Origin of the sequence: Bifidobacterium stellenboschense, from assembly GCF_000741785.1 — a bacterium.
Taxonomy (GTDB): Bacteria; Actinomycetota; Actinomycetes; order Actinomycetales; family Bifidobacteriaceae; genus Bifidobacterium; species Bifidobacterium stellenboschense.
In genome coordinates, this window is the sequence record NZ_JGZP01000001.1 from 118,065 (window position 1) to 127,456 (window position 9,392).

Sequence of the window (9,392 nt, forward strand, 5' to 3'; positions counted from 1 at the left end):
ATGTTCGGCATCCTGCGATTGCATGGTTCTTCCCGTTCCGTCGACCATGACACCATCCTTCCGGGAGATTCGCCGGATACCTTCCGACATGGGCCGTGCGCGCCGGCGCGTGCCAGGCGCGGACCGGTCCGAATTCCATTCCTAGGATACATAAATCGAGTGGGTTTAGTTTCCAGCGGCGATGGACTCGCTCGCGCTTGGAATGAAAAACCTCGAACCGTATCGTTGGGGGCATGCCCGGCGGCATTGAAGCCGCAGGAGTCAGAGAACAGTTAAGGAGTCTACGAATGAAGTGCGATTCCCCCAATCCGAATGTGGAATCGATGCGTTCGTCGCGTCTGCCGCGTCCACTGCGCATGGTGGCCACTCGTCTTGCCGCGGCCATCTGCGCGATCGCGGTCGGCGTCGGACTGGCCGGTTGTGGTGCGAACACCGCCGGCACCATCACGCTTGATTTCTTCCAATTCAAGTCCGAGGCGGCCGACTGGTTCAAGCAGGCCGCGACGGAGTTCGAACAGGAAAATCCGACCATCAAGATCAACATCAACAACTCCGCCAATGCGCAGACCGACCTGCGCACCAGGTTCGTGAAGAACCGTGTGCCCGATGTCATCACGTTCAACGGCGACATCAGCTTCGGCAACTTCGCCGCATCCGGCGTCTTCTATGACTTCACCGACGAGCCGATCGTCGAGAGGCTCAACCCCGGCATGGTGAACATCGCGAAGAACCTCGTGCAGACCACCGACCAGTCGAAGAAGCGCCTGTATGGTCTGCCGTTCGCCGGCAACGCTTCCGGCTACATCTACAACAAGGCGATTTGGCGCAAGGCCGGTATCGATCCGGAGAATCCGCCGACCACGTGGAGCGAGTTCACCGCGATGCTGCAGAAGTTCCGCGAGCAGGGCATCAACCCGGTCGAGGCCACCGTCGCCGACGCGTGGACCACGCAGGCGCCGCTCGCCTCCCTCGCCGGCACGCTCGTGCGTGAAAGCGAGTACACGGACCTCAAGCAGGGGACGACGAACTTCCAGAAGATGTGGAAGGAGACGGTGACCAAGGAGGTGGAGCTCTTCAAGTACGCCGACGGCGACAAGGGCATCACCTATCAGCAGGGTACACAGAACTTCGCCAAGGGCTCCGCGGCGATCATCCCGCTCGGCACCTACGCGATTCCGCAGATTCTCATGATCAACAAGAATGCCGACTTGGGATTCGCGCAGATGCCCGCCACCGATGATGCTGACGAGCAGATCCTCACCGCCGGCGACGACGTGATGATCACGATGGGCGCCACCACCAAGCACAAGGCCGAGGCGATGAAGTTCATCGAATTCCTGATGAGTGAGAAGACGCTCAACGACTACGCCGACGCGAATTCCGCCATCACCCCGCTCAAGAAGACGCACTTCGGCAACAAGGCCCTTGAAACCGTGCGCCCGTTCTTCGAGAAGAACAAGGTCGCCGACTTCTGCGACCACTACATCCCGTCCTCGATCAACATCGGCGGCTACCTGCAGACGATGGTGACCAGCGGCAACACGAACCGCTTCCTGAACCAGATGCAGACCGAATGGGACAAGGTCCAGGCCAGGACCTTCACGAACTGAAAGGAAGGAGAGGGATCATGACAACCGCAACGAAACCCGCCACCGCCTCACAGGCGAAGCCCGCGAGGAAGCGCTCCGCGTTCTCCGACCGCAAGGTCGACCGCGCCTTCTACTGGATGGCCGTGCCCGCCGCGATCATCTTCGCGATCTTCCTGTACGTGCCGTTCCTGCAGGGCGTGATGTACTCGTTCACCAACTCGCAGGGCTACGGCGACTACGACTTCATCGGCATCAAGAACTACATCGCCCTGTTCCAGGACAACCGCGTGGGCCACGCCTACCTGTTCACGTTCCTCATCGCCGTGGCGATCACCATCCTCATCAACGTCATCGCGATGTTCATCGCGGTCGCGCTGAACGGCAAGATCGCGTTCAAGAACGGCTTCCGCGCGATCTTCTTCGTGCCCTACACCCTGTCCGTGCTGGTCATCGGCTACGTGTTCAAGTACATCTTCATGAACCCGCTGCCGGCGCTCGGCAAGGCGCTCGGCATCGGCTGGCTGTCCGAGTCGCTGATCACCAGCGAGCAGTACTCGTGGGTGCCGATCGTCTTCCTCGCCGTGTGGCAGGGCGTCGCCTACTCCGTGCTACTCTACCTCGCCGGTCTGCAGACGATCGACGACGAGATCTACGAGGCCGCCGCGCTCGACGGCGTCAACGCCTGGCAGAAGTTCTGGAAGATCACCTTCCCGCTGATCGGACCGTTCTTCACCATCAACCTCGTCCTGTCCATGAAGAACGCGCTCGGCACGTTCGACCAGGTGGTCGCCCTGACCGACGGCGGTCCGAACTCCGCCACCGAGACCGTGACCTATCTCATCTGGAAGGGCGGCCTGACCGGTGGCGAGTACGCGTACCAGACCGCTAACGCCGTGCTCTTCTTCATCGTCCTCGCGATCATCGCGTTCATCCAGCTCAAGTTCTTCGGCAGCAAGGAAAAGGTGTGAGTGTCATGAGTGCCGCAGTGTCTGAATCCGCCGTCAAGTCGGGTGCCCAGTCGGGTGCCCAGTCCGAGAAGTTCCGCAAGGACCACAACATCAACTGGTGGCTCACGGCCGCCGTCGCGGTCCTGTCCCTGACGATCTTGATCCCGCTCTACTTCACGATCGTCACCGCGCTGAAGACCCCCGCCGAGGCCGGCACGTTCTCGCTGCCGACCACGTGGGAGTGGCACAATTTCGCCGACGCGTCCGCCAAGGTCAACTATCCGAAGGCCGCGCTCAACTCGGCGATCATCACCGTCGCCGCCGTCGTGCTGACCCTTCTGACCAACACGTTCGTCGCGTATGCGGTGGCCCGCAACATGGACAAGCGGTTCTTCCGCTTCCTGTACTACTTCTTCATCGCGGCCATGTTCGTGCCGTTCCCGGTCGTCATGCTGCCGATCGCCAAGCAGATGGGTTCGTGGCATCTCGACAATCAGGTCGGCCTGATCCTGCTGTACATGGTGCTGGGTCTTGGCACGAACCTGTTCATCGCGACGGGCTTCATCCGGTCGATTCCGGTTTCGCTTGAGGAAGCCGCGCGCATCGACGGTGCCGGCACGTGGCGCATCTTCTGGAAGATCATCTTCCCGCTGATGAGCCCGATCAACGCCACGATCGCCATCACCACCGCGCTGTGGGCGTGGAACGACTTCCTTCTGCCGCTCATCGTCCTGACCGACCAGTCCAACCAGACGATCCCGCTGGCTCAGTACGTCTTCAGCTCCCAGTTCGCCACCAACTATCCGATGGCCTTCTCCAGCTACCTGATGGCCATGGCTCCGATCATCATCGTCTACATCTTCGCCCAGAAGTGGGTAATCGGTGGCGTGATGCGTGGAGCGGTCAAGTAGCGGAGAACCCGCAATCGAAGGGTGTCGGGAGTGGACGACGCCTCAGACCACGATGACCTCTCGCCGACTTCTTCGGCGAGAGGTCATCGTCGTATGAAACGCCCCTTCGCTATTTCTTTCCGCCGCGCCCGGAAGACTTTCCGATGGGAATGAAAATCGTGGAATCCTATCCTGTTCGGTAGGAACGCAACCTACCAAGGAGTCGACGATGACCGCTTTCAACCGTGAGAACCTACCCGACGCCGTCCGCACGAACGGCGCGACCCCGAACCCGTGGTGGACGAACGCCGTCGTCTACCAGATCTACCCGCGCTCGTTCCAGGACACGAACGGCGACGGCTTCGGCGATCTCAAAGGAATCACGTCCCGTCTCGACTATCTCGCCGACCTCGGCGTGGACGTGCTGTGGCTCTCCCCTGTCTACAAGTCCCCGCAGGACGACAACGGCTACGACATCTCCGACTATCAGGACATCGACCCGCTGTTCGGCACGCTCGATGACATGGACGAACTGCTCGCCGAAGCGCACAAGCGTGGCATCAAGATCGTGATGGATCTCGTCGTCAACCACACGTCCGACGAGCACGCATGGTTCGAGGCATCGAAGAACCCCGACGATCCGCACGCCGACTGGTACTGGTGGCGTCCCGCGCGCCCCGGCCACGAGCCCGGCACGCCCGGCGCCGAGCCGAACCAGTGGGGCTCCTACTTCGGCGGCTCCGCATGGGAGTACTGCCCGGAGCGCGGCGAATACTACCTGCACCAGTTCTCGAAGAAGCAGCCCGACCTGAACTGGGAGAACCCGGCCGTGCGCCGCGCCGTGTACGACATGATGAACTGGTGGCTCGATCGCGGCATCGACGGCTTCCGCATGGACGTCATCACCCTGATCTCCAAGCGCACCGACGCTGCTGGGCGACTCCCCGGCGAGGCCGGCTCCGAACTCGAGGACCTGCCGGTCGGCGAGGAAGGCTATTCGAATCCGAACCCGTTCTGCGCGGACGGGCCGCGGCAGGACGAGTTCCTCGCCGAAATGCGCCGCGAGGTGTTCGAAGGGCGCGACGGCTTCATGACCGTCGGCGAGGCGCCGGGCATCACCCCGGAACGCAACGAGCACATCACCAACCCGGCGAACAAGGAACTCGACATGCTCTTCCTCTTCGACCACATGGGCGAAGGCGAAGGACGCTCCAAGTGGGAGCTCGTCCCGTTCCGCACCCCGTGGCTGCGCGGCGTGCTGGCGAACCAGCAGGCCGCCGTCAGGAACGCCGGCTGGGCCAGCCTGTTCTTCTGCAACCACGACCAGCCGCGCATCGTGTCCCGTTGGGGCGACGACACCAGCGAGGAGGCGCGCGTGCGTTCCGCCAAGGCCTTCGGCCTGCTCCTGCACATGCACCGCGGCACCCCGTACATCTACCAGGGCGAAGAGCTCGGCATGACCAACGCGCACTTCACGTCGCTCGACCAGTACCGGGACCTCGAATCGATCAACGCGTTCCGTCAGCGCGTCGAAGAGGCGAAGATCCAATCCGCCGAATCGATGATGGCGTCGCTGGAACTCATCAGCCGCGACAACGCCCGCACTCCTATGCAGTGGGATGCGTCCAAGTACGCCGGCTTCACCGCGCCCGACGCCCCGGTCGAGCCGTGGATCGGCGTCAATCCGAACCATGTCGGCATCAACGCGGCCGCCGAATTCGACGACCCCGACTCCGTGTACGCGTTCTACAAGCGGCTCATCGCGTTGCGGCACGACGATCCGGTCGTCGCGGCCGGCGACTGGACACTGATCGACGCGGACGACCCGAACGTCTACGCGTTCACGCGTTCGCTCGAAAGCGCACCGGGAGTGGCTGGCGGCACGCTGCTCGTCGCCGTCAACCTGTCCGGCCGCACCGTCGATTTGTCGGCCGAAGCGTATGCCCTGGTCGACAACGGCGTCACCGAACACGACATCGTGATTAGTACCTATGGCGCGTCCCACGCCGTCGTCTCGCTCGCCAACCGCGAGCTCGACCCGTGGGAAGGCGTCGTCGTGCGGCTCTGACGGTTCTTTGACGGTTCGCCGTCGATTCCTCGTCGATTTCGCGTCGATTCGCTAGGCGGGCACACGGCCATGCTCCGGCCGTGTGCCCGCCTACAATACGCACTATGGAACAGAAAGACGTCCTCAAAGCATTGCAGCGTGACCATGCGGCCGAACTGAAGAAGGCCGCCGAGCGGTTGAAGGGGACCGCACGCCACACCGAGATCATCCCCTCGCCCGCGCTGAGCGAGATGACCGGGCACGAGATCCTCCTCAAGCCGGAGAACCTGCAGGTCACCGGTTCGTTCAAGATCCGCGGCGCGTACAACAAGATCGCCTCCCTCAGCGACGAGGAGCTGGCGCGCGGCATCGTCACCGCATCCGCAGGCAACCACGCGCAGGGCGTCGCCTACGCGGCGCGCGAACGCGGCGCCAAGGCCACGATCTGCATGCCGACCATCACCCCGCCGCTCAAGGTGGACGCCACCAAGGCGTACGGCGCCGACGTGGTCCTCTACGGCGACGTCTTCGACGAGGCCGCCGCGCACGCCGCCGAACTGAGCGAGAAGGAAGGCATGATCTACGTGCCGCCGTTCGATGACTACGAGGTCATCTGCGGTCAGGGCACCATCGGCCTGGAGATTCTCGAGGACGTGCCGAACGTGACCGACGTGGTCGTGCCGCTCGGCGGCGGCGGCCTCGGTGCCGGCGTCGCGCTCGCCATCAAGACGTTCAAGCCGGAGGTGCGCGTGATTGGCGCGATTCCGGAAGGTTCCCCCGCGTGGAAGAACTCGTTCGCCGCGGGCCGCGTCACCGAGGCGGATCAGGTCGTCACCTCCGCCGAGGGCGTCGCCGTGAAGCATCCGGGCGACCTGCCGTACGCGCTGCTCAACGAGTTCCTCGACGATCTCGTCACCGTCACCGAGCGTGACATCAACGAGATGATCCTGCTCATGCTCGAGAAGCACAAGCTGGTCGTCGAGGCGGCCGGCGCGGTGTCGCTCGCCGCGCTCGAGCACCTGAACCTGCGTTCGCGCAAGTTCGCCGCGGCTCCCGGCCCGCACGTGGTCGTGCCGATCATGTCCGGCGGCAACATCGACACGGTGACGATGGGCGCGGTCATCCAGAAGGGCATGATCGCCCGCGGCCGCATCATGAACTTCGAGGTGGAGCTGCCGGATACGCCGGGCCAGCTCGTCAAGGTCGCCTCGCTGCTCGCGCGCGAACGTGCCAACGTGATCGCCCTCGACCACGACCAGTTCAAGGCGTCCGGTCATTACACGAACGCGGTGTCGCTTGGCGTGACCGTCGAGACCAACGGCCCCGACCACATCGACCGCATCCTCGCCGCCCTCCGCGCCGAAGGCTTCCAGCCCAAGCGCATCTACTGAGCGCGATTGCGGTTGGGCCGTCGGCTGAGCCGACTGGGGGGAGCTGGCTGGGAGCGATGTCGTTTCTTAGGTAGGTTGGCCGTTTCTTAGGTAGGTTCTGTCCGGCTCCATACGCGGAGGGGTGTTGCAACGTGATGGTTGCAACACCCCTCTTGCCGTTTCACCTACCTAAGAAACGTCGTATGTACCTAAGAAACGCGTTGGTAGGACGGTCCTGGTGGTTCAGCTGTTCGCGGCGATCGTTTCGTCGACGAGTTTCGGCAGCGCGACGGCGATGTCGTCGTGGATGAGGCGGTCGGCGAGACGGTCGTACTGCGTGCGGCCCATGTTCATGATGGTGATCGGCACGCCCGCCTGCGCGGCGACCGGCACGATGCTCGCGGCGGGGAACACTTCCAGCGTCGAGCCAATCACCCACAGCTCGTCGGCCTGCGAGGCGAGCTTGTAGGATTTCTCCATCGCGCCGTCGGGCAGCGCCTCGCCGAAGTAGACGACGTCCGTCTTGATCATGCCGTTGCAGGGCATGTTGCCCTGGTATTTGAGCGTGCGGTGGCAGCGCGGATCCGGTTCCTCGTCAAGACGGGCCATGATGTCCGCCGTATTGTATTTCGCATGGCATTTCATGCAATGCGAGGTGCCGATGGTGCCATGCAGGTTCACGATGATGCTCGGACTGTTGCCGGCTTTCTCATGCAGCGCGTCGAAGTTCTGCGTGGCGAGCAGCGTGAGCATGCCCGCCTTCTCGAGCTTGACGAGCGCCTTGTGCGCGACGCCCGGCTGCGCGTTCCACACGGGGGACTCCTTCTGCCAGCGCCACGAGTATTCGCGCGCTTCTTTGTCGGTGAGGAACGCGTCGATGTCGTACACGCTCATTTGGTCCGGATGCTTGGTCCACACGCCATCCGGACCGCGGAAATCGGGGATTCCGGCGGATGTGGAGATGCCTGCGCCGGTCAGGACTGCGATCTTCTTCGTCATATTCACAGGTATACGCCCGCCACATGTCGCTGTCCATAATGCATTTCCCATGCAGCTCCTATGCAGTTCCCCGTTGACCGGGTGGCGTTGCACGTGCGTGGGAGGCGGGCAGGTGTCGGCTGATGTGTCCGGGGTATGGACTGGGTGTGCGGGTCTGCCCGTCGCGGGCTTATTCTGTGGATGGCATGTCGGTGTGGCTGCCTCCCGCTGGCGGGAGGTGGCGCGCGGAGCGCGCCGGAGGGTGGTTCCGGCGTGGTTTCGTGTGTGTTGCGACACGCCGTGGGAACGCCGTCGTTGCAACGATTCCGGCGTTGTTTTGTCATGCCGGTTTGCGTTGTGGTGGGAGTTCATGTAAGTTATCTGTCTGTTGCCGCTCGGCGCGGCGGGCCGGTTCCCCTTCTTCTGGTTGGTTCGGTTTGCCCGTTGACGTGGTGGTGGTTTGAGAACTCAAGAGTGTGTTGTACTACTTACTTCTTTATAGTCAATGATTGCCAGTCCGATGCCCGCTTCGGTTTTCCGGAGTACCCGAGGGGGTTTGATGGGTGTCGGGGTTTTTGTGCGAACCTCTTTCCTTATTAGAGGTTCCGTCTTTTCTTTTTTTGAGGGTCATCTTTCGGATGTCTTTCTGCAATGTTTTTTGTGGAGGGTTCGATTCTGGCTCAGGATGAACGCTGGCGGCGTGCTTAACACATGCAAGTCGAACGGGATCCTGGCAGCTTGCTGTCGGGTGAGAGTGGCGAACGGGTGAGTAATGCGTGACCGACCTGCCCCGTACTCCGGAATAGCTCCTGGAAACGGGTGGTAATGCCGGATGCTCCAGTTGATCGCATGGTCTTCTGGGAAAGGGTTTTACTGGTATGGGATGGGGTCGCGTCCTATCAGCTTGTTGGTGTGGTGATGGCGCACCAAGGCTTCGACGGGTAGCCGGCCTGAGAGGGCGACCGGCCACATTGGGACTGAGATACGGCCCAGACTCCTACGGGAGGCAGCAGTGGGGAATATTGCACAATGGGCGCAAGCCTGATGCAGCGACGCCGCGTGCGGGATGACGGCCTTCGGGTTGTAAACCGCTTTTGGCAGGGAGCAAGGCGTTTTTCGTTGAGTGTACCTGTCGAATAAGCACCGGCTAACTACGTGCCAGCAGCCGCGGTAATACGTAGGGTGCAAGCGTTATCCGGAATTATTGGGCGTAAAGGGCTCGTAGGCGGTTCGTCGCGTCCGGTGTGAAAGCCCATCGCTTAACGGTGGGTCTGCGCCGGGTACGGGCGGGCTGGAGTGCGGTAGGGGAGACTGGAATTCCCGGTGTAACGGTGGAATGTGTAGATATCGGGAGGAACACCAATGGCGAAGGCAGGTCTCTGGGCCGTTACTGACGCTGAGGAGCGAAAGCGTGGGGAGCGAACAGGATTAGATACCCTGGTAGTCCACGCCGTAAACGGTGGATGCTGGATGTGGGGCCCTTTCCACGGGTCCCGTGTCGGAGCCAACGCGTTAAGCATCCCGCCTGGGGAGTACGGCCGCAAGGCTAAAACTCAAAGAAATTGACGGGG

At 62.3% G+C, this 9,392-nt stretch carries 6 protein-coding genes and 1 rRNA gene; 6 read left to right on the forward strand and 1 reads right to left on the reverse strand.

Annotation, left to right across the window (positions count from 1 at the left end; all coding sequences use genetic code 11):
- The first annotated feature begins 287 nt into the window (after positions 1–287).
- The 5 genes from BSTEL_RS00440 (at position 288) to ilvA (ending at position 6,864) form a co-directional block, all read left to right on the forward strand.
- The gene (locus BSTEL_RS00440) at positions 288–1,610 is read left to right on the forward strand and encodes an ABC transporter substrate-binding protein (protein ID WP_420796383.1); all 1,323 of its coding nucleotides are present in this window, start codon (positions 288–290) and stop codon (positions 1,608–1,610) included.
- Between the two features lie 17 nt (positions 1,611–1,627).
- Complete coding sequence (locus tag BSTEL_RS00445; RefSeq protein ID WP_034525736.1) at positions 1,628–2,557, forward strand: carbohydrate ABC transporter permease; 930 nt, start codon at positions 1,628–1,630, stop codon at positions 2,555–2,557.
- Between the two features lie 5 nt (positions 2,558–2,562).
- Positions 2,563–3,447, forward strand: a complete 885-nt coding sequence (locus BSTEL_RS00450; protein WP_034525738.1) for a carbohydrate ABC transporter permease — start codon at positions 2,563–2,565, stop codon at positions 3,445–3,447.
- A 208-nt stretch (positions 3,448–3,655) separates the two neighbouring features.
- A complete protein-coding gene (locus BSTEL_RS00455; RefSeq protein WP_034525740.1) occupies positions 3,656–5,494 on the forward strand; it encodes a glycoside hydrolase family 13 protein in 1,839 nt (612 codons plus the stop codon).
- A gap of 104 nt (positions 5,495–5,598) precedes the next feature.
- A complete protein-coding gene (gene ilvA / locus BSTEL_RS00460; RefSeq protein WP_034525742.1) occupies positions 5,599–6,864 on the forward strand; it encodes a threonine ammonia-lyase in 1,266 nt (421 codons plus the stop codon).
- 222 nt (positions 6,865–7,086) lie between these two features.
- Here ilvA and BSTEL_RS00465 read toward each other — a convergent pair whose 3' ends face one another.
- A complete protein-coding gene (locus BSTEL_RS00465; RefSeq protein WP_034525746.1) occupies positions 7,087–7,842 on the reverse strand; it encodes a Sir2 family NAD-dependent protein deacetylase in 756 nt (251 codons plus the stop codon).
- A 636-nt stretch (positions 7,843–8,478) separates the two neighbouring features.
- Between BSTEL_RS00465 and BSTEL_RS00470 the strand changes: the two genes are divergently transcribed.
- Positions 8,479–9,392 (forward strand): 16S ribosomal RNA (locus tag BSTEL_RS00470); the annotation flags it as partial.